Annotated in this window: 21 protein-coding genes; 15 read left to right on the forward strand and 6 right to left on the reverse strand. The window is 67.5% G+C overall.

Annotated elements, in window-relative coordinates; translation table 11 throughout:
- Positions 1-443: 443 nt before the first annotated feature.
- The gene (locus tag QMO76_RS14460) at positions 444-1,322 is read right to left on the reverse strand and encodes a helix-turn-helix transcriptional regulator (RefSeq protein WP_306361794.1); all 879 of its coding nucleotides are present in this window, start codon (positions 1,320-1,322) and stop codon (positions 444-446) included.
- A 196-nt stretch (positions 1,323-1,518) separates the two neighbouring features.
- On the opposite strand from QMO76_RS14460, the gene QMO76_RS14465 reads away from it, so the two are divergent.
- Positions 1,519-3,120 carry a sigma-54-dependent Fis family transcriptional regulator gene (locus tag QMO76_RS14465; protein ID WP_306361795.1) on the forward strand — a complete coding sequence of 534 codons (1,602 nt, stop codon included), beginning with the start codon at positions 1,519-1,521 and terminating at the stop codon, positions 3,118-3,120.
- 153 nt (positions 3,121-3,273) lie between these two features.
- Here QMO76_RS14465 and QMO76_RS14470 read toward each other — a convergent pair whose 3' ends face one another.
- Both QMO76_RS14470 and QMO76_RS14475 read right to left on the reverse strand, forming a co-directional pair.
- Complete coding sequence (locus QMO76_RS14470) at positions 3,274-4,704, reverse strand: MmgE/PrpD family protein (protein WP_306361796.1); 1,431 nt, start codon at positions 4,702-4,704, stop codon at positions 3,274-3,276.
- A gap of 104 nt (positions 4,705-4,808) precedes the next feature.
- On the reverse strand, positions 4,809-5,864 hold the full coding sequence (locus tag QMO76_RS14475) for a LuxR C-terminal-related transcriptional regulator (RefSeq protein ID WP_306361797.1): 1,056 nt from the start codon (positions 5,862-5,864) through the stop codon (positions 4,809-4,811).
- Positions 5,865-6,104: 240 nt separating this feature from the next.
- Here QMO76_RS14475 and QMO76_RS14480 point away from each other — a divergent pair, with 240 nt between their 5' ends.
- From QMO76_RS14480 to QMO76_RS14515, 8 genes are all read left to right on the forward strand, one after another.
- The gene (locus QMO76_RS14480) at positions 6,105-7,124 is read left to right on the forward strand and encodes an ABC transporter permease (protein WP_306361798.1); all 1,020 of its coding nucleotides are present in this window, start codon (positions 6,105-6,107) and stop codon (positions 7,122-7,124) included.
- Positions 7,125-7,169: 45 nt separating this feature from the next.
- Positions 7,170-8,243 (forward strand): substrate-binding domain-containing protein, encoded by a 1,074-nt coding sequence (locus QMO76_RS14485; RefSeq protein ID WP_306361799.1) that lies wholly within the window; start codon positions 7,170-7,172, stop codon positions 8,241-8,243.
- A gap of 6 nt (positions 8,244-8,249) precedes the next feature.
- Positions 8,250-10,418, forward strand: a complete 2,169-nt coding sequence (locus QMO76_RS14490; protein WP_306361800.1) for an SMP-30/gluconolactonase/LRE family protein — start codon at positions 8,250-8,252, stop codon at positions 10,416-10,418.
- Positions 10,415-11,497, forward strand: a complete 1,083-nt coding sequence (locus QMO76_RS14495; protein ID WP_306361801.1) for a hypothetical protein — start codon at positions 10,415-10,417, stop codon at positions 11,495-11,497. The genes QMO76_RS14490 and QMO76_RS14495 overlap by 4 nt, the downstream gene beginning before the upstream one ends.
- A 5-nt stretch (positions 11,498-11,502) precedes the next feature.
- The gene (locus QMO76_RS14500) at positions 11,503-13,011 is read left to right on the forward strand and encodes a sugar ABC transporter ATP-binding protein (RefSeq protein ID WP_306361802.1); all 1,509 of its coding nucleotides are present in this window, start codon (positions 11,503-11,505) and stop codon (positions 13,009-13,011) included.
- Between the two features lie 277 nt (positions 13,012-13,288).
- A complete protein-coding gene (locus QMO76_RS14505; protein ID WP_306361803.1) occupies positions 13,289-14,020 on the forward strand; it encodes an alpha/beta hydrolase in 732 nt (243 codons plus the stop codon).
- Positions 14,021-14,090: 70 nt separating this feature from the next.
- Positions 14,091-14,618: a cupin domain-containing protein gene (locus tag QMO76_RS14510; protein ID WP_306361804.1), complete on the forward strand. Its 528-nt coding sequence runs from the start codon at positions 14,091-14,093 to the stop codon at positions 14,616-14,618.
- 177 nt (positions 14,619-14,795) lie between these two features.
- A complete protein-coding gene (locus tag QMO76_RS14515; RefSeq protein WP_306361805.1) occupies positions 14,796-16,151 on the forward strand; it encodes an aromatic acid/H+ symport family MFS transporter in 1,356 nt (451 codons plus the stop codon).
- A gap of 27 nt (positions 16,152-16,178) precedes the next feature.
- Here the strand turns inward: QMO76_RS14515 and QMO76_RS14520 are convergent, their stop codons facing one another.
- Positions 16,179-17,693 carry a hypothetical protein gene (locus QMO76_RS14520; RefSeq protein ID WP_306361806.1) on the reverse strand — a complete coding sequence of 505 codons (1,515 nt, stop codon included), beginning with the start codon at positions 17,691-17,693 and terminating at the stop codon, positions 16,179-16,181.
- On the reverse strand, positions 17,690-18,328 hold the full coding sequence (locus QMO76_RS14525; RefSeq protein WP_306361807.1) for a hypothetical protein: 639 nt from the start codon (positions 18,326-18,328) through the stop codon (positions 17,690-17,692). Before QMO76_RS14525 ends, QMO76_RS14520 begins: the two co-directional genes overlap by 4 nt.
- Before the next feature lie 273 nt (positions 18,329-18,601).
- Here QMO76_RS14525 and QMO76_RS14530 point away from each other — a divergent pair, with 273 nt between their 5' ends.
- Both QMO76_RS14530 and QMO76_RS14535 read left to right on the forward strand, forming a co-directional pair.
- Entirely contained in the window at positions 18,602-19,294 is a 693-nt protein-coding gene (locus tag QMO76_RS14530; protein ID WP_306361808.1) for a GntR family transcriptional regulator, read from the forward strand.
- Positions 19,295-19,394: 100 nt separating this feature from the next.
- A complete protein-coding gene (locus QMO76_RS14535) occupies positions 19,395-19,766 on the forward strand; it encodes a hypothetical protein (protein WP_306361809.1) in 372 nt (123 codons plus the stop codon).
- 70 nt (positions 19,767-19,836) lie between these two features.
- Here QMO76_RS14535 and QMO76_RS14540 read toward each other — a convergent pair whose 3' ends face one another.
- A complete protein-coding gene (locus QMO76_RS14540; protein ID WP_306361810.1) occupies positions 19,837-20,988 on the reverse strand; it encodes a beta-propeller fold lactonase family protein in 1,152 nt (383 codons plus the stop codon).
- Between the two features lie 235 nt (positions 20,989-21,223).
- Between QMO76_RS14540 and QMO76_RS14545 the strand changes: the two genes are divergently transcribed.
- From QMO76_RS14545 to QMO76_RS14560, 4 genes are all read left to right on the forward strand, one after another.
- A complete protein-coding gene (locus QMO76_RS14545) occupies positions 21,224-22,354 on the forward strand; it encodes a beta-propeller fold lactonase family protein (RefSeq protein ID WP_306361811.1) in 1,131 nt (376 codons plus the stop codon).
- A 152-nt stretch (positions 22,355-22,506) separates the two neighbouring features.
- A complete protein-coding gene (locus tag QMO76_RS14550; protein ID WP_306361812.1) occupies positions 22,507-24,801 on the forward strand; it encodes a nitrate- and nitrite sensing domain-containing protein in 2,295 nt (764 codons plus the stop codon).
- Positions 24,802-24,813: 12 nt separating this feature from the next.
- On the forward strand, positions 24,814-25,245 hold the full coding sequence (locus QMO76_RS14555; protein WP_306361813.1) for a roadblock/LC7 domain-containing protein: 432 nt from the start codon (positions 24,814-24,816) through the stop codon (positions 25,243-25,245).
- Positions 25,242-25,625 (forward strand): DUF742 domain-containing protein, encoded by a 384-nt coding sequence (locus QMO76_RS14560; RefSeq protein ID WP_306361814.1) that lies wholly within the window; start codon positions 25,242-25,244, stop codon positions 25,623-25,625. The genes QMO76_RS14555 and QMO76_RS14560 overlap by 4 nt, the downstream gene beginning before the upstream one ends.
- Position 25,626: the final 1 nt, after the last annotated feature.

Here is a 25,626-nt window from a genome sequence, read left to right on the forward strand (position 1 = left end):
CCACCAGGGAAAGGTCGACATGGCCTGGCATCTGCATCGCGCTACTCCTTCGTCCGCGGCGGACCGCACTCCTTCTTTGAAATATAATATATCTCTTAGTGCGAGGAGTTCGGACACAGCTCAGGGGGAGCCAGTCATCCGGCGCATGGAGACAGGGGCGCGCCAGCCGCAGGGGAGACCGCAGGTCGCTATCACCTCGTGCTGGATGGAGCCGTCGCCGAAGTGCTCGACGACTCTCGAAGCCGAGGCTGGGTAGCCGCACGCGCCGCATCGCCCGAAGTAGTCGAGGAGCTCGTGGACGGTGGTGCGGACCGGGGTCGGTGTTTCCTGCTCCGCGGAAGTGTGGGGATCGCGGTCCGAGTCCGCTGGATAATTACGCATAATATATTAAAGATCGTCAATGTGTGATGACCGGAGGCTGGGACCGGTTCGTTCGAAAGGGGTCAGTTCGGGTGGTCTGCCGGGTCCCGTCGCGGGACCGGCGCCGACCATGAGGTGAGGATGCGCAACTTCTCGTGGGAGGTCGTGCCCGGCTCGGCCGACCAGAGGACGAGCTGCTGTTCGGAATCGCCCGACGAGCTGAAAGTGTCCCAATTCAGGGTCATCTCGCCGACATCCGGGTGGTTGAGTGTCTTCGAGCCGAACTCCTGCCGGGCCACGTTGCGCGTCGCCCACCACTGCCGGAACTGTTCGTCGGCGATGGACAGTTCGCCGACCAGTGCCGTCAGCTGAGGGTCGGTCGGATTGGCCGCGGCATCCATGCGGAGGATGGCGACGCACGTACGCGCGACGCTTTCCCAGTCGTCGTAGAGGGTGCGCATCGCGGGGTCGGTGAAGACCATCCGCACATAGTTGCGCTGCCGTGGCGTCATCTGACCGAAGTCGGTGATCAAGGCAGCCGCGAGGTCGTTCCAGGCGAGGATGTCGAGGTAGCGGCCGAACACCAGGGCCGGTGTCTCGGTGAGCTGGTCGAGCAGGCGCTGAAGCTGGGGGCGCACGGATTTCTGGCCGCGCTTGACGGGGCGGCGGTCCGAGCGGCGGACGAGGTTCTCGGCGTAGTCCCGCTGGGCGTCGTCCAAGCGCAGGACGCGCACCAGCGCGTCGAGAACCGGCTCCGACGGTGCCAGACGGCCCTGCTCGATCCTCGTGTAGTAGTCATGGCTGATCGCGGCCAGGTCCGCGACCTCCTCGCGGCGCAGACCCGCCACCCGGCGAGCGGCGGCACTGTGCACGCTCAAGCCCACATCCTCGGGGCTGAGCTCGGCACGCCGTGCTTTCAGGAATCCACCCAGCTCGCGAAGGTGGGGCGCTCTCTCGGTCATTTCTCCACGATATGCCCGTCGATGTCGTTGTGCCTGGGACAAATCCTTCCCACGCCGACCGGAAAATGGTCGGTATCGCGGCAAACCCCGAGGAACCAAGCAGATATTGTGTATAAAATACAAGTGTGCTCGGTCACAGAGGACTGGGCGTCGACCGCATGTTCAGGCGGCCGGGACAAGGTGGTGTTGAGTATCCATGACTGTGTTGCAGGCTTACCGGGATTCGACTCGACCGGACATCGAGTCGGCGTGGGCCCGATCGCGGCTCAACGGCATTCGCGAAGACGCGATACCGCCGTTCGACCTCGCGACCAGAAGTACCGACAGCTACCTCGCGCGAGCGGCGAGCCCGGTGCTGCGCCGGGTCGCGAGCGAGCTCGAAGGAACGCCGGTCGCTGTGGTGCTGGCCGATCAGGCGGGCCGGGTGGTCAACATCCACGGTGCCGCCCGATCGATCCGGCGCGCGGTCTCCGATATCGGCATCGTGCCGGGCGTCGAACTCGGTGAGGATCGCATCGGTACCAACGCGCTCGGCACCCCGCTGGAGACCAGGCGCAGCCTGCTCGTGCGGGCCGACGAGCACTATCTGGCACTGTTCCGCGGATTCACCTGTTACGGGCATCCGATCTTCCATCCGGTCACCCGCCGTCTCGAAGGTGTGCTGGGGATCGGCGCGAAAACCAGTGCGGACCACCGGTTGTCGGCGCTGTTGGCCCGCCGCATGGTCCGCGATATCCAGGAGCGGCTCCAGCGCGACTCACCCCGCGCGCACTGCAGATTGATGAGCGCTTTCCAGGCCGCCGCGAGCCGCCGAGGTCGGGCCGTCGTCGTGATCGGTGACGGGCTGGTCCTGGCCACCCCCGCCGCGGTCGACCTGCTCGAGCCGGCCGACCACGCCGCGTTGCGTGCCTGCGCCGAAGCCGTGCCCGTCGGCGGCCAGGACAGCCGGGAACTCGTCCTGACCTCCGGTCGTGCCGTGCGATTGGTGTGCCGGTCGATCGAGGGAGCCGACGGGGTGCTCGTCGACATCACCCAGGAGTCCGGTGTTCGACGTACCAGGGTGGCCTCGGACCGGATGCCGCTGTGGCCGCTGCTCGTGGTCGGCGAGGCGGGGACCGGCCGAACCACCGAGGCGCTCGGGCTGGTCGGCCCCGCGGCTCGCACGCTCGACGCGACCGACATCGTGCTCATCGGTGACACCGCGTGGGCGGCCCAGCTCGGCGAGACGCTCGAGGCCGACGGCCCGCCGGTGGTCATCGAGAACATCCAGCTGCTCTCCGAGCAACTCACCGCGCTGCTCGCGCAGCGCCTGCGGGAAACGTCGCGCGAAGTCGTGCTCACCTCGACGCCGGGCGAGCACCTCGACGCGGTGCACGCCGCGCTGCCCGCGCTGTGCAACGACCGCAGGGAACTGGTCCCGCTGCGCAGGCGCAGGCACGAGGTACCGGGGCTGGCCCAGCAGATGCTGGCCGAGGTCACCGGACACACCAGGACACGGTTCACCGCCGAGACGATGCGTGTCCTCGCCGCACAACCGTGGCGCGGCAATCTCGCCGAACTGCGCCGCGTCGTGGAGCTGGTGGCCAGTGCCCGATCGGCCGGTGACATCATTCCCACCGACCTGCCCGCCTCGCATCGAGGCGGCCAGGCGCCCGGCTCACCGATTCGCGAGGCCGAGCGGGAGGTCATCATGGCGGCGCTCGAGGCCGCGGGTGGCAACAAGTTGCAAGCCGCGCGGGCACTCGGCGTCAGCCGCTCGACGCTCTACAACCGGATCAGGGCACTGCGCATCACCTGAGCGGCCGGCCGGGGCATGTCCATTTTGTTGGACATGCCCTGGCCGCTGTCCTGTCTAGAGTCGACAGCACGGCAGGCGAACAGCAGGCCGGGACGCGAAAGCCCCGCGCGTGTAGGGGGCGAGCGGAGCTTTTCGTCGACGGGGGTGGAATTCTCAGGAGGGGCTGTTCGGCGCGAGCAGACGCATCACGGTGCCGAAGTCGTCGACCTTGTCGACACCGAGCACGGTCTCGACCACCTGATCGATCCTGTTCTGGGACAACACTTCTTGTGCGTTGATCCGGAATTTGGCGACCAGTTCGTCGGTGGTCATTCTGGTGCTCGGGTCGGGGGAGGGGCTGCCCTTGGGGTAGGTCCGCTCCGCGACGAAAGTGGTGCCTCGGGCGTCGACCTCGACTTTGGTCGGGCGCGCGGAGGGGTGCGCGGACAGTGCCTTGAAGTAGTCCGGATGCGGCGCGAAAGCGACCTTGTCCATCAGGCCGAGCACCGAATCGCTGAACACGAGTTCGGGTGCGTGCCAGGCCCGGCTGGGGGTGACCCGGTGTGCGCCGACCGACAGCCCGTGGGCGATGTCGAACTGCGCGTCGTGGGTCTTCTCGATGACCCGGCTCTGCCACAGCGGGTGCATCACCGCGGCCTCGCCCCAGCAGCGGATGGCATCGATCTCCTCGGGCCGGATGTCGTTGGTCTCGAGGATCTCGGTGAGCGCGTGCAGCGGTGCGTGCAGGATGCGACAGTGCGGGTAGGGCTTGTAGGACTGTTCGGCGAGGAAGCGCCATTCGGTGCCGAGCGCGTCGGTGAGGTTCTGCGGTTCCCACCGTCGGGTGCCGATGTATTTGCGGAAGCCGACCTCGGCGTCGTCGAGGATTTCCAGGTCGCCGGTGTGGCCGAGTTCGGCCATGAAGACCGCGGTCAGGCTGGCCTGGGTCAGGGTGCCCGCGAGCAGGTACTTGAGGGTGGAGCTGGGGGCGTGCTTGATCCACGGCCGCATCGCGTTCACCGGGGCGGTGGCGGCGGCGATGCCCAGCGCGTTCGCGAGGGTCTCGGTGGACTGACCCGCGAGCTTGCCCGCGGCCGCGGTGCCACCGAAAACGGTGACGCTGTAGCCGATCACCGGTGACAGGTCCATCGAGTCGTTCTGGACGTCGCGCAGGTAGTCCATCGACTTGTAGAAGCGGTAGGACATCTCGTGGGAGAGGGCGACGGCCGCGAGTACCTCGCGGCCGGATCGGCCCCGGCTCTCGGCCATGGCCATCGTGGTCGGCAGCACATAGGGCGAGACGTGTCCGGGCGGCAGCACCGCGTCGAAGTCGAGGGCGTTGATCAGCTCGCCGTTGGCGAAGGAGGCGCCGAAGATCGACACCCTGTCGTCGGTGCCGATGATCGTGGCGTCGCCGTCGGTGCCGCCGGTGAGCTTGCCGTACTGGATCCCGATCTTGCCCTTGGGTTCCTCGACGGCGCCGAGCGCGCAACCCATCGCGTCGAGCAGCAAGCGCTTGCCTTCGTCGACCGCCTCGGGAGGCAGTGTGTCGTAGTTCGCGCCGGTGGTGAACCGGGCCAGTTGCTCGACGATGGTGTCGGCCATGGACTGTCCTCTCACGGGGGTGCGGGGACAACAGAACTGCCCGCACCGATCGCTACACTATATATTATGTAAGCATTGCGAACGAGTTACCGGCAACCCCTGGCTCAGGGTGCGACGCTTCCACGCAGCCAGTACGCGACAGCTTCCGCTCGGTTCGCGGCCCCCAGTTTGCGCAGGATGTGGGTGATGTGGGTCTTGACCGTGGCCTCGGAGATCGCCAGGTCGCGAGCGATCTGGCGGTTCGCCCGGCCCGCCGCCAGCAATTCGACGACTTCGAGTTCGCGCGCCGAGAGCGCGGGGCCTTCGAGGTAGCCGGGCGAGGCGGTCGCCGAACCGGTCAACCGATCGAATCCGCCGCGCAGCGCGGTCACGCCGTCGAGCAGGCTCGCCCCCGCCAGCGCGTGGCCGAGGCCGGCGGCGAAGACCGCGAGCATCGCCCGTGCCGTCGCGTCGGCTTCGCGTCGCTGGAAGTAGTAGTCGCCGTGCACCAGGCCGACGACCGCGCCGTTCATCGTCAGCGGGGCCACGGCGTAGGAGCTGCACTTCGTCATCTCCACCAGCGGCCGGACGACTCGCGGATTGTGCTGGACGTCGAAGACCAGTCCCGGCCGGGCCCGCTGCACGATATCGCTCTCGACCAGATTCCCGTCCAAGGTGGGTGAGGACTCCCGTCCGGCCGCCAGAATCGCGTCGGCCCAGGGCTTGTCGTCGACGACGAACATGGTGTGCAGGTGCCACCGCTGTCCTGAGGTGGTCGACACGAGCGCGCGGTCGAAGCCCATCGCGCCCATCGCTTCCGCGGCCCGGCTCAGTAGGTCGTCGACCCCGCGTGCGCCGTGGAGTCGCGCGATCGCCTGCGCGGCCATCCGCAGGTGGGTGGCCGAACCGGCGGCGTCGGCAGCGGCCAGGCGGGCCTCGAAGGCGCGAATGCGGGCCAGGAGTGCGGTCGTCCGCTGGATGTCTGCTCGGTTCGTGGTGTCGGACAGGGTTGCCACGGCCTCGTCCCACAGCCGCGCCAGCACGCGCTTGGCCGCGTCGGTGGAGTCGGTGCCGGGTGGCTGGATCCGGCGGCCGAGGATCTCCGATGCCTCGGCGGCGAGGGTGACGAGCTCGGCTTCGAGTACGGCACCGCCGCCGGGTGTCCTCATGTCGATCACCACGTATCAACTCCTCATACCACTTCCATACAGAATATGCAATATATCTGGTGATCCGGACGGATGCGTCCGAATCGTGTCCGAATCTTGCGCGCGGCATCAACCGCTGGTCGTAGCGCCGCAACCCCTTCGATTGATCCCGCGTCGAACCACTGGTGAGCTGCACCGCTGCAAATTTAATATTCCGCACAGCTCGCGAAAAGTGATCTGAGTCTCAGAGGAGAAACCCATGCGGGGAGCATCATGACGACGTCCACCGCGGCGGCAACCAAGCCCCGCCCCAGCCTGCGCGACCAGCTCGGTCGTCCGGAGCAGGCCTATTTCGTTCTCGGCATCACCGCCGTGCTGTGTGTCGTCGGCGCCGCGACGACGCCGGGATTCCTGACCACCGGGAACTTCGCCAGCCTGTTGCGGCTGTCGGCGGCCTTCGGGATTCTGGCCGTCGGCATCGCCATCGTCATCCTGGGCAAAGGCATCGATCTCTCGATCGCCGGTGTCGCGCTGGGCAGCGCGCAGGCCACGCTCGCTCTGATGTCGAGCGGCATGCCGGAGTGGCAGGCGATCGCGGTCGCCGCGGCGGTCGCGCTGATCGTCGGGCTCGTCAACGGCGTGCTCGTGGCCTATGTCGAAGTGCCGTCGCTGTTCGTCACCCTGGCCACCGGTCTGCTCGTCATCGGGGGGGTGGACATGCTGCTGCTCGACAGCAACTACTACGCCCTGCCCGGCGGCTCGTGGATCGCGGAATTGAGCAACGGTTCGGTCCTCGGTGTGCCGCGGCCGATCGTCATCGCCGCCGTCGTCTTCGTGCTGGCCTGGCTCTTCGTCACCTACACCTCGGCGGGCCGGTTGATCCGGGCGATGGGCGACAACTTCGCTACCGCCCGCGCCACCGGCGCCCCCGTCCGGCCGCTGCAGGTCCTCACCTACGTGATCTCCGCGCTGCTCGCCCTGCTCGCCGGATACCTGACGGTGTCCATCCAGGGCAGCGTGCAGACCACCGTCACCTCCTTCGACCCCCTGTTGTTCACCGCGCTCACCGCGACCGTGATCGGTGGCATCTCCCTGGCCGGTGGCCGGGGCTCGATCCTCGGGGTGCTCGCGGGCTCGCTGTTCATCGGCGTCCTCAACAACCTGCTCGTGCTGCACGGCCTCACCTCCGCGGTACAGGACCTGATCCGCGGTGGCGTGCTCATCGCCGCCATCGCGCTGGACTCGTGGCTGCACCCGCGCGACGAGGAAACCGCCAAGAGCGGCGAACTGTAAACGCTCTCGCCTCGAAATACCTTCGCTCACAAGGAGTCTTCAACGATGAAGAACAAGATGATCGCTCTCGCTTTCGCCTCGGTCTCGGCCGTCGTACTCGCGGGCTGTTCCACCGGTGCTCGCACCTCGTCGACCGGCCCGGCGGGAGGTGAGGGCCAGATCTTCGGTGAGAACGTGCAACTGTTCGACGCGACGCAGAAGGTGCACGAGTCGATGCAGGGCAAGCGGGTCGCCTTCGTCCCGATCCTCTACAAGGGCTACAACCTGACGATGAACTGGGGCGCCTCGATGGAGCGTGCCTTCGGCAATCTCGGCGCCGAATTCCAGATCCACGACCCCAATTTCGACACCGACAAGATGACCAGGATCATCAGCGACCTGATCGCCCGCAAGGCCGTCGACGTGCTGATCCTGCACAACCCCGATGTCGGTGTGCTGTCCAAGCAGATCGAAGACGCCCAGCGCGCGGGCATCTACACCGTGGTGGTCAACATGATCTCGAGCCGCCTCGGTGACGCCTACATTGGTGTCGACAACCTCGCCGCCGCCGAAGACATCGCCCAGCGCGCGGTGCAGGACTGCGAAAAGCGCGGTGCCCCCAAACGATTGGCGATCATCGACGGTCCCGGCAACGACGCGGCCTCGCTGCTGTGGTCGAAGGGCGTGCGCAACGTCCTCGACCCGGCTGGATTCGAAGTGGTGACCACCGCCCACACCCAGTGGCAGAACTCGCTCGCGCAACAGGCCGCCGAGTCGATCATCCAGCAGCAGCAGAACAACTTCTGCGGGTTCCTGGTCACCTACGACCTCAACTCCGTCGCCGTCGGTGACGCCGTGCAGAGCGCGGTCTCGCGCGGGGTGATCCCCGCCGATTCACTTGGCACGTACACGATGGCCGCCGACACCGTGTGGTGTGACGCACTGCGCGCGGGCAGAGTGACGGCCTCGGCCTCCTACGACGTCCAAGGCGTCGGCACCGCCGCGGTGGTCACCACCCAGCAGCTGATCCAGACCGGCGCACCGGCGGGCAGCAGCCACACCGTCGCGTTCGTCCCGCACACCATCGTGGACCGCGCGAACGTCGACAACACCACCATCGCCTGCTACAAGGGGCAGTGAGCGGCGATGAAACTGCAGTCACGCACACGGGGAATCGACGCGTTCCCCCTGACCGGCGGGAAGTGGCGTGATCGGCTCGCGCCGGCCAGGACCCTGTCGGACCTGTTCGAGAAACGCTGGATGGAGGGCGCGGTTCCCCTGGCCCTCGCCCTGCTGCTCAGCCTGCTGTTCGTCTTCTTCACCCCGGTCGGCCCGGCCGACACCCCGATCATCATGGACGAGGTGTCGGAGAAGGGGCTGCTCGCGATCGGGCTCACCGTGGTGCTGGTCTGCGGCGGCATCGACCTGTCGATCGGTTCGATGGTCGGCCTGACGGCGATCGGCGCGTTGGTCGCCTCCCGGGCGTGGGACTGGCCGATGGCGGTCGTCGCACCGGGTGCCGTGGTGTTCGGCGCCCTGCTCGGCAGTGTGAACGGCTACTTCATCGCCTACCGCAAGATGCGGCCGTTCATCACAACGTTGGTCACCCTGGTCGCGTTCGGTGGTGCGGCCGCCGCGTTGCAGTCGGCGTTCAGTTTCGAACTGAGCATGCCCAAGCCCGATATCGTCTGGGACTTCCTCGGCGAGGGCAGCATCGCACTGATCCCGACCGGCTGGTTCTTCTTCGGGTGCGTGCTGATCGCCGTGCATGTCGGCCTCACCCGGTCGCGCTGGGGCTGGTGGGTCGCGGCGGTCGGCAGCGATCGGCGTTCGGCGCGGCGCAACGGCATTCCCGTGGACAGGGTGACCTTCTTCGTCTACGTCCTGTCCGGCGCGCTGGCCGGGTTGGCGGCGCTGCTGACCTCGGCGCGGGTCGGGCGCACCGACCCGGACGTTGGTCAGGGCTGGGAAATCATCGCGCTCACCGCCGTGGTGCTCGGTGGTGTCAGCCTCAAGGGCGGTCGCGGCTCGGTGCTGCGGGCCACCGTCGGCATCATCGTCGTGCAGGTGATCCAGCAGGCCACCGTGGCGCTGCGACTCGAAGGTTCCTACTACACGATCATTCTCGCCACCGCACTGCTCGTGTTCGCGGTGCTCGACCTGCAGTGGGGCAAGTACCGGCAGCGCACCGCCGACAAACTCAAGATCGATCCGGGCCGGATCACGCTCGGCCCGCTCGTCGATGTCACCGAGCCGGGCACGGTGTGGACGATCAACAACCGGACCACCGGCGCACCCCCGATCGGCCTCGGCAAGATCGAAGGCGCCGAGGACTGCGCGGTCGACCCCGAGGGCAACGTCTACTGCGGTGATCGCCGCGGCTGGGTGTGGCGCTTCCGCGCCGACAACCCGGACGAGGGCGAGATCTTCGCTCGCACCGGCGGTTTCCCGCTCGGACACGGCTGGGACCGGGACGGGCAACTGCTCGTCGCGGTCGGCGGCATGGGCATTTACCGGATCTCCCCGGACGGTGAGTCCGAACCGATCGCGACGAAGGTCGAGCGCAGCCGATTCTCCCTGCTCGACGATTCCGCCTTGCGCGCGGTCGACGACCTGGACGTCGCACCGGACGGTTCGATCTACGTCTCGGACTTCTCGACGCGAACCAACGCCGCCGAATACCTGGTGGAGCTGGTGGAATCGCGGGCCAACGGCCGGGTGGTCCGCATCGATCCCAACGGCGGCACCGAGGTGGTCGTCTCGAACAGCGTGTTCCCCAACGGCATCTGCACCTCGCACGACGGCCAGTCGATCCTCATCGCCAGCACCGGCCTGTGCCGGGTGGACCGGCTCTGGATCGCCGGACCCAAGCAGGGGCAGCTGGAACCGGTGCTGGAGAACCTGCCCGGCAACCCGGACAACCTCAACCGTTCCTCCGACGGCAACTACTGGCTGCCGTTCGTGTCGATGCGCACGCCGATGTCGGACCTGCTCAACCGTTACCCGGCGGTGCGCAGGCGGATGACCAAGGAGGTGCCGCTCGACAGCTGGGTGGTCCCGCAGCTCAACGTCTCGTGCGTGATGAAGTTCAACGATCGCGGCGAAGTGCTTCAGGTGCTGTGGGATTCGTCGTTGGCGAACTACCCGATGGTGACCGCGGTCAAGGAACGCGCCGGTCAGCTGTATCTGTGCGGCGTCAGCAACAACCGCATCGGCCGACTCACGCTCGACCCGAGTGAGGTCGGAACGATCGATCCGGCCGCGGTTCCCGGGCTGGTCGTACCCGGCCGATCGCTGGTGGAGGTGCAACGGTGAATCGCACGATCAGCGCCCTGAAAGAATGGCTGAACCCCGACTGGGCCCGGCACCGCTCGGTGCCGCCGTTCGAGGCGGGTCTGCGGCCCAATCGCCGACTCGACGAGGGCACCACCCTGCTGCCCGAGGCCCAATTCGAACCCGATGACGTGGTCATCCGCGACACCGGGGAGGTCGTCTTCTCCAGTGGTGACGGGATTTTCACGCTGACCGACGGTGTCGTCACCCGAGTGGTGACGCTCGGCGGGCAGGTCGGGAGTCTGCTGGTCGCCGAGGATCGGATGATCGCCGCGGTCGAGGGCGTGGGTCTCGTCACGATCGACGCGGACGGAGTGGCCACCGACCTGTGCACCGATGCCGAACTGGCCGCTTGCGTCACCGATCTGACCCTGCTGCCCGACGGCATCGTGCTGGCGACCATCGGTTCGAGAGCGGTGCCGGACTGGTCGGCCGCCCTGGTCGCCGACGATCGCAGCGGGCGCATCGTGCGCGTCGACGGCTCGCACGCCGAGGTGGTCGCCGAAGGTCTCGGCTGGCCGGGCGGCATCGAAAACGCCGGTGCCGGTGAGGTTCTGGTGTCGCTGGGCTTCGACCATCGTGTCGAACGCCGAGCCGTCACCGCCCTGGGTAAGGCAGGGGCGGCGGTGGGATCGAATCTGCCGGTGTATCCAGGCCGGATCGCGACCTGCACGGACGGGTGGTGGGTCGCGGCGCCGTACGCGCGCAATCGCTTCACCGAATTGCTGCTCGACGAGCCGGATCTGCTGCGGGAGATGACCGCCACGATCCGTCAGGACCAGTGGTTCGTCCCGCGTCTGCGGTGTCCCGACCCGTACACCGACACCCTGCAACTGGGCCAGCTGCGCGTCCACGGCGTGATCAAGCCGTGGACACCGCCCCGCTCCTACGGTCTGGTCTTCCGGATCGATCAGCGGGGACGGATCGCCGAAAGTGTGCATTCACGCGCGGACAGCGACCGCCACGGGATCACCGGCGTGGCGTCACGTGACGGACGAATCGTGGTGGCGGCGCGCGGTTTCCGCAACCTGCTCGAGCCGCAGAAAGACAACGAAAGGTGAGCACCGTGAGCGACACCGCCGTTACCGCCGAGCCGGTGATCCGGCTCAGCCGGATCAGCAAGCACTACAACGGAACCTACGCGTTGCGCGACGTCGACTTCGAGGTCGCACCGGGGGAGATCCACGCCCTGCTCGGCGAGAACGGCGCGGGCAAATCGACTCTCGTGAAGGTGATCTCGGGCGCGATCGAACACGACGCGGGGACGTTGCAGGTCACCGGCCGGATGCGCAACTTCAGCACCCCCAAGGAATCGGCCGAGGCCGGGGTCGCGATGGTGTATCAGGAGGGATCGCTCGTCGAGTCGATGACCGTGGCGCAGAACCTGTTCCTCGGCGACGAAAAGGCCTTCAACAACCTCTCCCAGCTCAATGTGGTCGCGCGAGAACTGTTGGAGTCACACAACTTCCACATCCGGCCCGAGGTTCCCGCGGGTGCGCTCGGCATCGCCCAGAAGCAGATGGTCGAGATCGCCCGCGCCGTGCACCGCGACGCCAAGGTCGTCATCCTCGACGAACCGACCGCCTCGGTGACACCGGAGGAACGACTGCAACTGTTCCTGTCGATGCGCAGGCTCAAGAAGCAGGGCATCGGGGTCGTTTTCATCACCCACATGCTCGACGAGGCGATGGAAGAGGCCGACCGCATCACCGTGCTGCGCGACGGCGAGGTGCAGGGCACGCTGGACAAACCGGCTTTCGACCGTGCCGAGGTGGTGCGGATGATGGTGGGGCGCAGCGTGGAATACCAACGGGTGCCGCCGAACCGCGAGCCCGACCCGGCACCGGTGCTCGAGGTCGAGGACATCACCCTGCTTCCGGCCGTCCGCAATATGTCGTTCTCCGCGCACGCGGGCGAGATCGTCGGCATCTACGGGCTCGTCGGCGCCGGGCGCAGCGAGACCGCGATGATCGTCGCCGGGGTGACCAAGCGACGGCGTCTGCGCGGCGGCACCGTCCGGCTGGCCGGTCGCAAGGTGCGTTTCCGGACCCCACGGCACGCCCGCCGTGCCGGCCTGGTCTACATCACCGAGGACCGCAAGGCCTCGGGCTTCTTCGGTCACTTCTCGATCGCCGACAACATCTACTTCGGGCACCTGTGCAGCGCGCCACGGCTGCCGTTGCTGGTGCGACCAGGGGAGCGCAAGACCGTTGCCCAGCGCTTCGTCGAGCGGTTCCACGTCCGCACGCTGCGACCCGAGCGGGCCAAACTCGAGGAGCTCAGCGGCGGTAATCAGCAGAAGGTGGTGCTGGCCAAGGGGCTGACCCGGCAGCCGTTGGTGGCGATCATCGACGAGCCGACCCGCGGCGTCGACCTCGGGACGATCACCGAGATCCACGCGATGATCCGCGCTCTGGCCGACGACGGTGTCGCGGTGATCGTGATCTCGTCGTACCTGCCGGAGATCAGGGCGCTCTCGGACCGGATCCTGGTCGCCAAGCAGGGCAGCATCGTGGCCGAGTTCGATCCGGCCGAGGCCGATGACGCGAAGCTGATGTTCGCGGCGGTGCACTGAGGGGGAGGGATTGTTCCCAGGAACAGAGTCGTCCTGCCAGGGGCTTTCCGGATGACGAAGACCGATGTCATCCGGAAAGAACCCCGACGAACCGAGGACATCATCGTGCAGTACATCGACTTCCCGAACGCCACGGTCACCATGGCCGGCGACCTGTACCTGCCCGAGGATTTCTCCACCGACCGGTACTACCCGGCGATCGTGTGCGTTCATCCCGGCGGCGGCGTGAAGGAGCAGACCGCGGGTCTCTACGCGAAGAAGCTGGCTGCCGAGGGCTTTGTCACCCTGGCCTTCGACGCCTCCCACCAGGGCGAGAGCGGCGGTATTCCCCGACGGCTGGAAGACCCCCTTCGCGCGGGTCGAGGACGTTCGCGCGGCGGTCGACTACGTATCGACCCTCGACTTCGTCGACGCCGACCGGATCGGCGCGTTCGATGCGTGCGCCGGCGGCGGTTACGCGATCGACGCCACCAAGTCCGACCGCCGGATCAAGGCTGTCGGCACGGTGAGCCCGGTCGACATCGGCGCCACCTATCCGGCGCGGCTGGGACGGCTCGCTGCCGCTGGAAGCGCACTCGCCACGCTGGACGCCGTCGCGGGCCAGCGCGCGATCGAAGCCGCGGGCGGGGAGATCGCCGAGATCACCTACGTGCCCGAAACCCTGGACGACACAACCCATCCCGACATGGTCGAAGCGCACGAGTACTACCGCACTCCCCGCGCGCAGCACCCCAACTCCGAGAACCGGATGCTGTTCACCGCCAGCGTCACCCGGATCTTCGACTACGACGCTTTCGCCGGTGCCGAGTTCCTGACCCAGCCGGTGCTGCTGGTCGCCGGATCGGCCGCCGGTTCCCTGTGGCAGGCGGAGGCCTCGCACAAGCGCCTGCCGGAGAACACCGATCTCGTGCTGGTCGAAGGCGCGGGCCACATAGGTCTCTACGACCGCCCCGCGTACGTAGACCAGGCCATGGCCGCCCTGACGCCCTTCTTCACTACCAACCTCTGACTGATCCGGCCTTGTCAAACCATGCCGGTGTGATATTTGATATATTATCCATTGAGCGAAGGGTGAGGTCATGAGTGGTGAACATCTGGCACGTACCGCACGGCGCGTGATCGCCGGTCTCGACGCGGACGGAAAGTCGACGGTGGTGGTCGACGAGACCACGGCTACGCGGGTCGCGCTGCCCGCCTTCACGGTGAACGACGTGTGGCGCGTCGACACGCTGCCCGCCCGGATGTCGGACGGGGACACCCTCGGCGCCGAGGTGGAGCTGGATCCGCCCGCCGCCGGGGTGGTCGTGCGCCTGGCGACCTTCCCGCCCGACACCGAGATCGACCCCGCCGTCTACGCGGAGTCCATCGGTGACCTGCACGGCGAGGACGCCAAGGCCGACGACGATACGATCGTCGGCCTGCACGCGACCGAGACGGTCGACATCGCCACCATCATCGACGGCGAGATCTACGCGATCTACGAAACCGGCGAGACGCTGTTGCGTCCGGGCGACACCGTGATCAATCGGGGGATCAAGCACGCGTGGAGCAATCGGTCCGACAAGCTGGTCACCATGGTGGCGGTGATGCTGCCCGCGCAGCGCTGAGAGCGAGCGCCGCGAGCGCTTCCGGTCATGAGGCCCGGGAACTGGTGGGGTTCCCGGGCTTTCGTCGTTTCGGAGCCGCGGACTAGGGGAAAACGAATTACGGATCATATATTGTGCGATATTGTGATGTGCGTCGCGCGGCTGTCGCCGCGCTCGCACGTTCGAAGGAGTACGAAAATGGATGGTCCGGCCCCGCGTCGACGGAGCGGCCTCGTCGTGGTCATGCTCTGCTTTCTCACGATCGTGGCCGACGGCTACGACCTGATCGTCTACGGGGCAACGGTGCCTAGTCTGCTGGAGGAGCCGGGCTGGAACATGACGGCCGGCACCGCGGGTCTGATCGGCAGTTGGACCCTGGTCGGCCTGATGGTCGGCTTCCTGCTGGCGGGGCCGCTGGCCGACCGCATCGGACGACGCAAGGTGATGATGGTCGGGGTCGTGTGGTTCTCCGTCGGCTGTGCGGTCTGCGCGGTCGCCACCTCCCCCGAATTCCTCGGCGCCGCACGGTTCTTCACCGGTATCGGGCTCGGCGGTGTCGTGCCGTCGGCGGTGGCCTTGACAATGGAGTTCGCGCCGCGCGATCGCCGGCAGATCTACAACGGCATGATGCTCACCGGGTACTCCTTCGGCGGCATCATCGCCGCGCTGGTCGCCATCGCCCTGCTGCCCGACAACAGTTGGCGGGTGCTCTACGCGATCGGCGCGCTGTGCGTGATCGTGGTGCCCGCCATGTACTTCTGGCTGCCCGAATCGGTGAATTCGCTGGTGGCGCGCGGCAAAGACGCCGAGGCCGCCGACGTCGCGCGGGCCTACGGCCTCGATATCGACGTGATTCGCGCCGAACAACGCCTCCAGCTCCAGACCTCCACCACCGCCGCGAAGAACGGTGGGTGGCGCATGCTGCTCACCCGCCGGTACCTCCCGTCGCTGCTGCTGTTCGTCGTGGTCTGCGTCTGCGCCCAGGTGATCACCTACGGACTCAACACCTGGCTGCCGGTGTTGATGCGCGAGGCGGGCTACCCGCTCGGATCCTCGCTGCAATTCCTGCTGGTGCTCCAGGTCGGCGCCATCGTCGGCATGATCGGCGGATCCATGCTCGCCGATCGCTACGGGTCACGGCGGATCCTGGTGCTGTTCTTCCTCATCGGCGCTGTGTCGCTGCTGGCACTGAGCCGCAAGCTCGACACCGCGGTGCTGATGGTCGCGGTGGCGGGTGCCGGGCTCGGGTCGATCGGCAGCAGTTCGCTCGCCTACGGCTACGTCGCCGCCAAGTACCCCGCGTCGTGCCGAGGATCGGCTGTCGGCGCCAGCATGGGGCTCGGCCGGGTCGGTTCCATCCTCGGCCCGTCCATCGGCGGCTGGGTCGTCGGCTCCTCGCTGGGCAGCCACTGGAACTTCTACGTCTTCGCGATTCCCGCGGTGATCGCCGCCGCCATCGTGATCCTGATGCCCGCGTCGACGGTCGACGACGAGGTCGAGCGGGTGCGAACCGCTGATCCGGATCCGGGCGGGATCGTCGAGCCGGCCCGCTAACCGCAGGACTTCGCACACGCGGAGCCGCTAGGTCGTCATCGCGTCGGCGGGCAGGCGGGTCAGGCCGAGTCGGACGCACTGCCGTAGCAACGGTGCGAGAGTGCGTTCGGCCTCGTCCCGGCGCCCGGCCCGCCGCAGCGCGGAACCGAGCAACAACCCGGCGCGCAACCGCGCCAGCGGGCGGCGGTCCGCCTGCGTGCTGGCGAGGAGGAGTTCGGCGCGTGCCACCGCGCGTTCGTGTTCGCCGCCGTCCGACAACAATCGGATGGCGGAGTCCTCGTCGAATTCGTCGATGGCGGTGACGATTCCGTCGTCGTGGCGGATCGCGCGTGGGATCAGCAAGGCGTCGGCGATTCCAGGACCCAGGTCGAAGCCCGCGCGGACCTGTTCGTTGTGCAGGCGTGCGGTCAGTCGAGGCAGCTCTAGGCGTTCGGCGGCCGACAGGCCTTCCACCAGGAGTTCCCGCGCGCCCTCGCGGTCGCCGCGCAGCGCCCGCGCACCCGTTCCGTACGTGGCAAGCATGAAATCCACACCGCCGCCACCTTCGGCCGACAGTTCCCTGCTCTTTGTGAGCAGATCTACAGCGGTATCGAGATCGCCTGTCTCATAACACAACTCGCCGAGCAGGGCGCCGGCCAAACGGGTGGCGTGCGCCGCCGGTCCCATCGTGGCCCGCGCGGTGTCGAGCGCACGGGTGAACAGCTCCTCCGCGCCCGCGATGTCGAGTTGTTCGCGGGCCGCGAGCCCGGCGAAGCACCGACCGTAGACGGACAGGAAGGGGCCGGTCGCCTCGTGGTACGGGGCGGCCCAGAGTTGCCGCCGCCGCGCCTCGTCGAAGTCGAAGCGCTGGATCGCGGCGAAGGTGGCGATATTGGCGGCCACGCCCGGAATCCGGGGGGAGAAGCCGTCGGGACGGGTCAGCGCCTGCCCGATCAGCCCGTCCAGTGCCGATACCCGGTCGGCGAACATTTCGCGGACACTGATCGCCACGTCGGCCTCGGCCCGCAGATCCGCGCGGTCGGCTTCGTCGGCCTCGGTCAGTGCTGCCTCGAAACGGGCAAGGCATGCCTCGGTGGCCCCGGGCCTGCGCAGAACCAGGTTCACCCACACCGCGAACAGCTGGATCCGCGGTCTTGTGCGGCAAACACTCGCGGGAAGCTTGGCCAGAATCCCGTGCAACATCGCCATTCTGGACCGTTCCAGCAGGTAGCCCGCGCCTTCCTCGACGAGATCGGCCGCGTGGTCGGGGCTTTCGGCGGCGAGGGCGTGTTCGACCGCGTCGTTGAGCAGATGATGACGGGCGAACCACTGGGCGGCCCGCAGCCGCAGCCCGGCGAGCTGTCCGGGGCGGTCCTGGGTCAACCTGCGGCACAGGTACCCGGCGAAGAGCTGGTGGTAGCGGTACCAGTCGCTGCCGGGGCCGGTCGGCACGAGGAACAATCCCCGTTCGGCGAGGTCGGCGAGTACGTCGGCGGCATCGGCGCGGCCGGTCAACGCGGCCGCCAGCCCGCCACAGATCCGCTCGCAGATCGAGGTCGTCATGAGAAAGTCGAGCGTTGCGGGTCGAGGGCGTCGAGCACGTTCTCGGCGAGGAACGCACCGATGTCGGGGTGGGTGGCGAGGCTGTCGAGCAGATGCCCGGTGTCCTGGCCCGAGCGCAGTGACAGCACCGCCAGTTGCAACGCGGCGATCCATCCGTCGGTCGCCCGGGTCAGCGCGAGGACTTCCGCCGTGTCCAGGCGCACATCCTCGGCGTCGTCGAAGCCCGCCGCGGCCAGTTCCGCCGGAATTCCCGAAGCGGAACTGCGCTGTGTCGACTCGATGTCGGCCATCTCGGCTCGATTCGGTACTGCTCCGGAACGGTGCGCGGGTGCGCTCACCTCTACGAAGGCGACCGCGGTGCCGACCGAGATGCCCGCCTCTTCGATTCGCTCGGTGGTGGCGAAGCCCACCGAGCCCACCGGCAGGCGGCCCCATGCCAACGAGACGTCGGCGTTGATGAATTCGAGTCCATTGCTGCCGAGGTTGTGGATCCGCTGCTCGGCGGCGCGTGCCAGGGCCGAACTCACCGCGAGCCCACGCATGTGGTCCTCGCCCCACCCGCTCGCGGCTTCGGCCTGGGGGATCAACTCGATCCCCTGTCGGCTGTACTGTGTGCGGAAGAATGCTCCGGTCATCGGTGCCCCTCTCGGATCGCCTTAGCCATAATATTAAATATATGATGATGTCGTGTTCTGAACAGTAGATCTCCCGAGGCCCTTCTGATCCCCCGGGGGCCTCGGGCCACGACGTCGGTCACTGACGGCGTATGCCACATCCCTGCGCCCCATCCCTGCGGTGACCGACGTCGTTTCCATGGGTCGGTGCTGCGCGATCGTGCTCCGGGGCCGCATAATGCGTAAGTGCCGAACGACAAAGACTCACTGGATGCCGACTTCTCGCCGCGGGCATTGCCCCGCCGGGCGAATTCGCAGCGTCAGCAGTTGTCCGAAGACGTCGCGAGCTACGTGCGGGAACTGATCATCTCCGGACGTGTGCGCGCCGGTGAGTTCCTGCGTGCCGAGCCGATCGCCGAAGCGGTCGGAGTGAGCAACACGCCCGTGCGTGAAGGCCTTTTGCTGCTCAGCGGTGAGGGGTTCGTCGAACTGGTCCCGCGTCGCGGATTCATGGTGTCGGCGTTCAGTAGGCAGGATGTGCGCGATCTGTTCTGGGCGCAGGCCACGCTCGCAGGTGAATTGGCCTCGCGCGCAGCAAAGTCCATATCACCGCGCCAACTCGCCCACCTGGCCGATGTGGTCGCCGAGCACGAACAGGCGGTCGCCGAAGGGGCCGACCTCGACCGCATCGTGGCACTCGGCCACGAATTCCATCGCACTGTGAACCTGGCCGCGGATTCGCGCCGGCTCGCGCTGCTGTTGCGTTCGATCGTCAAACAGTTGCCCAATCGGTTCTACGGAAATATCGAAGGCCATGCCAACGAGTCCCTCGATTTCCACCCGGCCATCCTCGAGGCGCTGCAGAAGCGTCGCGCGAAGACGGCGAGCAGCTTGATGCGCGACCACATCATGTCCGGCGCCGACGAACTCATCGCCATGCTGGTGAAGCAGGGAATGTGGTCGACGCCGGAGAAGTCGACCGCCTAGACCGAGTGTCCAGGAAGTTGGACACTCGCCGCGCCGGTTCACGCGCAGCATGGGTGGAGCAGGACCCTGCAGCAATTGGACAGGAAGGCACCGTTCAACGATGAGCACTACCCCCGATCAAGCCACCAAAGACCTCGCGGACAACTGGGTCAATGCCCTCACGAACATCGATCTCTTCAAGGAGATCAGCCACGACGACTGCCTCGTGTGGCACAGCGCCGACGACAAGTGGGTCACCGTGGCCGATGCCGTCGCGGCCGTCTACGAGCGTTCCGCGGATGGTGCCGTTCCGACCTTCGTCTCCCTCGGGGTCACCTACACCGAGCACGGGTTCTTTCACGAGTGCACGACCGAGGTATCGATCGGTGGTCAGGAGATGAAGCTGCACCTGCTGCAGAATGTTGAGGTCCGCGACGGCAAGGCCGCGCGGGTCCGTGAGTACATCGGCCCGGAGATGGGCGTTCAGCCCTGATCCCGGGTTCTTCGCGCTGGGGGCCGGTGTCGTGACCGGAATGGTCACGACACCGGCCCTGTTCGCTCGCCTAGGGGGTGATAGCGACCACCGGCCCGTCGGACATGACCACGGCGGTGTCGACCGAGGGCCAGCCGGAGGGCGTGAGGCTGCCGTCGTCACGGATCGTGTAGGTGTGCACCCGCGTGGTCACCTGGGCGGTCAGCACGTCGACGAGGTACAGCGTCTTGCCGTCGGGATGCAGGGCGGCCTGGCCGGGCAGGGTGGCCGGGGGAGCCGCGTACGGTGAGCCCGGGAGTTCGACCAGTCGCCCGTCCGGGTGCAGAGCGAATCCGGCGATCGACTGGCCCATGGCGTTGGGGACGTACAGCCGGGTGTTGTCCGCGCTCACCACCGCGCCGTGTGGAACGCCGTGGGTCGGATACGGCGAGCCAGGAGTCGGCGTCAGCTGCCCGTCGTCACCGATCACAAAGCCGGACAGATCGAAGCCGAACTCGTTGCTCACATAGAGGTATCGGCCGTCTCGGCTGAACCCGGGAGCGACGGGGCCGAGCTTCACCTCGACGGCGCCGAGCGGGGTCATCGTGCCGTCCGGCGAGATCGCGTAATTGGACATTGTGTTTCCGAGGTAGGTGACCACCCGGAGGAACCGTCCGCTGGGGTCGACGGCCGCCATACCGACCGCGCTGAACCCGTCCACCGGAACGGTCGGCGCTCCGGTGGGAACGAGCGCGCCGGAGGGCCTCACCGCGAACGACTCGACGTGGCCCGGCGCTCCGCCGACCACGACGAACAACTGCTTACCGTCCGGGCTGAGAGTCGCGGCGGTCGGCGGCCCGCCGACGGTGATGTCAGCGCCCGGGACCGGATGCAGGGTCCCATTGTCGTCCAGGCGGTATCCGGAGACACCGAAGTCGCCGGCGTGCGGAACGTAGACGGTGCGCCCGTCCGGGGCGAGCACCAGCGAGAGGACTCCGAAGCCGGTGGGAAACGGGCTGTTCGGGACGTTCGACAACGTCCCGTCCTCGGCCACGCGCAGGACGCTGATGCCCATCGACGCCGTGCCCGCGACGACCAGGAAGCGGGAATCCGCGGCCGACGCGGGGGCAGGTGCTGTGTTCCAACTGGAAACGCTGAGCAGCATTGCGATGAAAGCCATTGTGGCGCAACGGCGTAGTCGCCTGGTGGTCCGGGGGTGGCAGGGCAGGGGGAAGGGAGTCATCGGTGATCTCCTCGATGAGATGCGGAGTCGACGATCGAGACAAGAGGATCGCGGACAACCTGGAACGATCACATTTTGTCCATGATCTGACAACCCTGGTTGTGCGCCGTGACAACCGGTGAGCTGGTCTCGTTGCCCGATTTCAAATAACAACCCGAACCGAGAAAGCACAGTATATTGTGCAGAATCAGGGCAGGCGACGAGGCCTGCCCGATACAGGAGGTACCGCATCCTGATGCTCAGGTACGCATTCACACCGCGACGTGTCGCCGCGGGCGTGGCCGTCGCGCTCGCCCTGTCGCTGTCTCCGGCCCTCGCGCATTCGGCACCCGGCGAGGCGCCGCGCTATCTGCTGGTCACCGGCACGGGTTCGTCGAACATCAGCGTTCTGCGCGTCGACGGCAACGGCGCGCTCACCCAGGTGCCAGGTGCACCGTTCGCCAGTGACACCGGCTCTCTCACGTTGGAGATCACGCCGGACGGCCGCCGGGTCTACACCGGACACGTGGTCTCCGGCTCGATTATCGGTTACGACTTCGGCGCCGACGGTTCGATGCACGAGATCGCAGGCAGCCGAATAGATTTCGGCGCTCCGGTGATCGGTGTGACGATCACCCCGGACGGCTCCCGGCTGTTCGCGACCGTCGGCTCGCTGACCACCGAGGTCCGATCCTTCGACATCACCGCCTCCGGCGTGCTCGTTCCCACCGGCGCGCCCGCCACGCCGGTACCCGGAATGAGCGGCCTGAGCCTGCCGCAGGTGACTCCCGACGGGCGCAACCTGATCGTGAGCACGTTCATCGGCGCCACGGTGACCAGTTACGCCATCAATGCCGATGCCTCGCTCACCCAGGTCGGACCGACCATGGCGACCGGTGAGCGCCCCGCGCTGCCCGCCATCACCCCGAACGGTCGCTACCTCTACATCAGCAACGAAGGCAGCGCCACCCTGTCCGGGTACGTGATCGCACCGGACGGCAGCCTGTCGAACGCGCCGGGTTCGCCGTACCCCACCGGTGCCACCCCGCACGGCTCGGCGATCACGTCCGACGGCACACGCATGTATGTGCCCGCGTCCAGCGGTGGCCAGGTCGACGGCTTTCGTATCGGTGCCGACGGCGCGCTCTCGCCGCTGCCGGGTTCGCCCTATCCCGCACCGGGCGGAACGATCCCCGGCCGGGTGGTGCTCAGCGCCGACGAGGACGAGCTCTGGGTCATCGATTCCCTCACCGTGAACGGGACGGCGAGGGTGCACACCTACAACGTCGCCGCGGACGGCAGCGTCGCCCCGTCGGACCTGCCCGCCGTCGACACCGGCGTGGTCTTCCACGACGGCCCGTCGGCCCACCTGAGCCCAGCACGATGACGCCTCGCGGTGGGCCGCACGGCCCACCGCGACGTCCACGCCAGTCCACCCCGAGGAGAACCGCTGTGCCGTCGGCCGATGCAGAGTCGAGCGTCGAGGACACCCGTTCCGCCAGCTCACGGCGCCCGTTGCGGGGCCGGTTCGGTACGAGTGTGCGAACCCGCGTGCTGGCGATCGCCCTGATCCCGAGTCTGGTGCTGCTGTCGACCGGCGCGGTCGCGGTCACGCTGGTCGGGCTCCGGGCGCAGTCGGTCAAGGAATGGGCCGACTACCGGGGCACAGTGATCGATCCGCTGCTGCGGTTCGTCACGTCGATCCAGGCGGAACGGCTGGCCAGCGTCACCGCGCAGGAACACGCGCCGGGCGCGGACGCGGAACTGCGCACCAGCCGCGACGACACCGACCGCGCGATCGCCGAGACGGGCCGGATCGCCTCGGCGGCACAGGATATAGATCAGGACACCGGTGCCGAGTCCATCCAGGCGCTGTCGGATCTCATCGGTCGGATGCAGGTGATCCGCGAATCGGTCGACAGCAGGCGGGCGACCACCGTCGACGTCGACCAGTATTTCAGCGACCTCATCGCGGCCATGCTCGACGCGGGCCAGGACTCCGCACGGTTGAAGTCCTCCGACACCACGACGATGGACGCCGAGATGACCGCGATCGAGCTGCTGCGCGCGGCCGAAAGCCATTCACGCGTGGTGAGTCTCGTGGCCGCGGGGACCGCGGCGGCCGAGGGGCTGTCGCCGTACGAGCGGCGAGTGCTCGCGCAACATATCGGTGTCTACCGCAAACAATTCGAGCTCGTCGATACCCGCTTGTCGACCGCCGTGCGCACCAGCGTCCGCTCCCTTACTGGCGGCGCCGACTGGCGTGTCGGCACCACCGGTGAGGACGAGATGGCCGAGCGTGGCGAGCTGTCGATGCCGGTGCAGCAATGGCTGGCCGCCGAACGCGCGGTCGACACCCGCCTGATCGCGGTGATCCGGGATCAGTTCCGGGCGACGGTCGACGCGACGAGCGCGGCGGCCGACCGCATGATTGACCGGCTGCTCTTCGTCTCGGCGATCATGCTCGTCGTCACCATTTTCGCGGTATCGGGCTCGCTCGTTCTGGCCAACCGGTTGCTGCGCCGCCTGCGCACTTTGCGCTCGGCCAGCCTCGAGCTCGCCAACGACCGGCTGCCCGATCTCATCCGTCGCATCCACAACGGCGAACAGATCGATGCGCAGGCCGAAACCGCCCCGGTCGACCGGGGACGCGACGAAATCGGCCAGGTGGCAGAGGCTTTCGCTGTCGCCCAGCGCACCGCGCTCGAGACCGCGGTAGGTGAGGTGAGCACCCGCAACGGCTTCAACAAGGTGTTCCTCGACATCGCGTTCCGCAGTCAGGCGCTGGTGCGCAGGCAACTCGACGTGCTCGACGTCGCCGAAGCCCGCCAAGACGACCCGGAAGACCTCGAGCTGCTGTTCCAGCTGGACCACCTGGCCACACGCGCGCGCCGCAACTCCGAGAACCTGCTCATCCTCGGTGGTCGCGCACCAGGACGTCGCTGGCGCAACCCGGTGGCGCTCGAGGAGATCGTGCGCAGCGCGGTGTCCGAGACCGAGGGGTACGCGCGGGTGAGCGCGATCCGGTTGCCCGCGGTCAGCGTGCTCGGCGCGGCCGTCGCCGACCTCATCCACCTGCTGGCCGAACTGATCGACAACGCGACCGCGTTCTCCCCGCCGGACGCTCCGGTGGCGGTGCACGGCAACTCGGTCGGCAGGGGAGTGGTGGTCGAGGTCGACGACCAGGGCCTCGGGATCTCCTTCGAGGAACGGGAACGCCTCAACGCGATGCTGGCCGAGCCGCCACAGTTCCACGAGATGGCGCTGGCGGGGCACCGCCATCTCGGGCTGTTCGTGGTGAGCAGGCTCTCGGCGCGCCACGGCATCTCGGTGACCCTGCAGGAATCGCCGTACGGTGGTGTGCGCGCGACCGTGCTGGTGCCGTGGGCCGTGCTCGAGGCCGGAGACGACAACCCGACAGCGGCGGTCGAACCCGTGCACAGCCATGACGCGGTGCACCGTGTTCCCGGCGTCACCGCGTTGCCCGGCGCGCCGCGGCCCGATCCTGTTCCGGCGCCTGCCTTACCGGAGCAGATCCGCCGGGCCGAGCCGGTGCGGCGCAACGGGTATCACGCGGCGAGCGACGAGCCGCCGGCCAGGCTCGACGGTCCCTCGCTCGCCGAGGTGGACCACCGGCCTGCCCTCCCGAGACGTGAACGACTCACACACCTGTCGCCCCAGCTCAGTACCGATGTGGAAGAAGAGGATTCGTACAACCAAGCGCCCGGCGGTGCAGCGCGCGTCCGAGCGCCGGAGACGGTACGCACGGCGATGAGTTCGCTGCAGAACGGCACGCGACGGGCTCGCGTGCGACCACCCAACTCTCATCCGTAGAACGGTCAGAACATGAACGAGGACATGATGGTTCGTCACGCCCCGGCGGGCACCCTCGACTGGTTGCTCACCAACCTGGTGACAATGACATCCGGCGCCGAACACGCGGTGGTGCTGTCCGCGGACGGATTGGCACTGGCCGGATCCGACGGTTTCGAGCGGGAGGATCTCGAACATCTGGCCGCCATGTCGTCGGCCCTGCACAGTCTGGCTCGTGGGGTCGGCACGCGCTTCGGCAAGGGGCCGCTACACCAGACCGTCGTCGAGCTGGAGCACGGCTATCTGTTGGTGACCGAGGCAGGCCACGGCGCGTGTCTGGCCCTGCTGACCGACGCCGACGCGGATCTGGGCCTGATCGCCTACGAGATGAACGTGATCGTCGGCCAGGTGCGTGAGCACCTGTCGGCCGCGCCGAGAAACTCGATATCGACACGAGTGCCGTGAGTGAGGGGCCGAACGAGGTGTGGGGCTACGAGGACGACGACCCGGGGCCGCTGGTTCGGCCGTTCGCGCTGACCCGAGGTCGTGCCGGCAGGGATCTGTCGGACCTGGACATTCTGACCCTGGTGATCTCGGTCGGCTACGACTCCGACGTGAACAAGCTCGACCGCGAATACGCCCAGATCTTTCTGCTGTGCCGCCATCAGCCGATGTCGATCGTCGAAATCGCCGCCCACCTGAAACTGCTGCTGGTCACCGTGAAGGTGCTGGTCAGCGACCTCATCGCGGCAGGCTATGTGATCTTCCGATCTCCACCGAGGGCCGAAGCGGGCCCCGACCCCGAACTATTGCAGGCGGTACTGGATGGCATACGTAACCTCTGAC

The organism is Nocardia sp. CC227C (assembly GCF_030767025.1).
In the GTDB taxonomy this organism is placed as follows: Bacteria; Actinomycetota; Actinomycetes; order Mycobacteriales; family Mycobacteriaceae; genus Nocardia.

Coding starts and splice junctions, on each gene's coding strand:
- QMO76_RS14460 (WP_306361794.1), bottom strand. CDS start 1,322: ATGACCGAGAGAGCGCCCCACCTTCGCGAGCTGGGTGGATTCCTGAAA.
- QMO76_RS14465 (WP_306361795.1), top strand. CDS start 1,519: ATGACTGTGTTGCAGGCTTACCGGGATTCGACTCGACCGGACATCGAG.
- QMO76_RS14470 (WP_306361796.1), bottom strand. CDS start 4,704: ATGGCCGACACCATCGTCGAGCAACTGGCCCGGTTCACCACCGGCGCG.
- QMO76_RS14480 (WP_306361798.1), top strand. CDS start 6,105: ATGACGACGTCCACCGCGGCGGCAACCAAGCCCCGCCCCAGCCTGCGC.
- QMO76_RS14485 (WP_306361799.1), top strand. CDS start 7,170: ATGAAGAACAAGATGATCGCTCTCGCTTTCGCCTCGGTCTCGGCCGTC.
- QMO76_RS14490 (WP_306361800.1), top strand. CDS start 8,250: ATGAAACTGCAGTCACGCACACGGGGAATCGACGCGTTCCCCCTGACC.
- QMO76_RS14510 (WP_306361804.1), top strand. CDS start 14,091: ATGAGTGGTGAACATCTGGCACGTACCGCACGGCGCGTGATCGCCGGT.
- QMO76_RS14515 (WP_306361805.1), top strand. CDS start 14,796: ATGGATGGTCCGGCCCCGCGTCGACGGAGCGGCCTCGTCGTGGTCATG.
- QMO76_RS14520 (WP_306361806.1), bottom strand. CDS start 17,693: ATGACGACCTCGATCTGCGAGCGGATCTGTGGCGGGCTGGCGGCCGCG.
- QMO76_RS14525 (WP_306361807.1), bottom strand. CDS start 18,328: ATGACCGGAGCATTCTTCCGCACACAGTACAGCCGACAGGGGATCGAG.
- QMO76_RS14535 (WP_306361809.1), top strand. CDS start 19,395: ATGAGCACTACCCCCGATCAAGCCACCAAAGACCTCGCGGACAACTGG.
- QMO76_RS14540 (WP_306361810.1), bottom strand. CDS start 20,988: ATGACTCCCTTCCCCCTGCCCTGCCACCCCCGGACCACCAGGCGACTA.
- QMO76_RS14545 (WP_306361811.1), top strand. CDS start 21,224: ATGCTCAGGTACGCATTCACACCGCGACGTGTCGCCGCGGGCGTGGCC.
- QMO76_RS14555 (WP_306361813.1), top strand. CDS start 24,814: ATGAACGAGGACATGATGGTTCGTCACGCCCCGGCGGGCACCCTCGAC.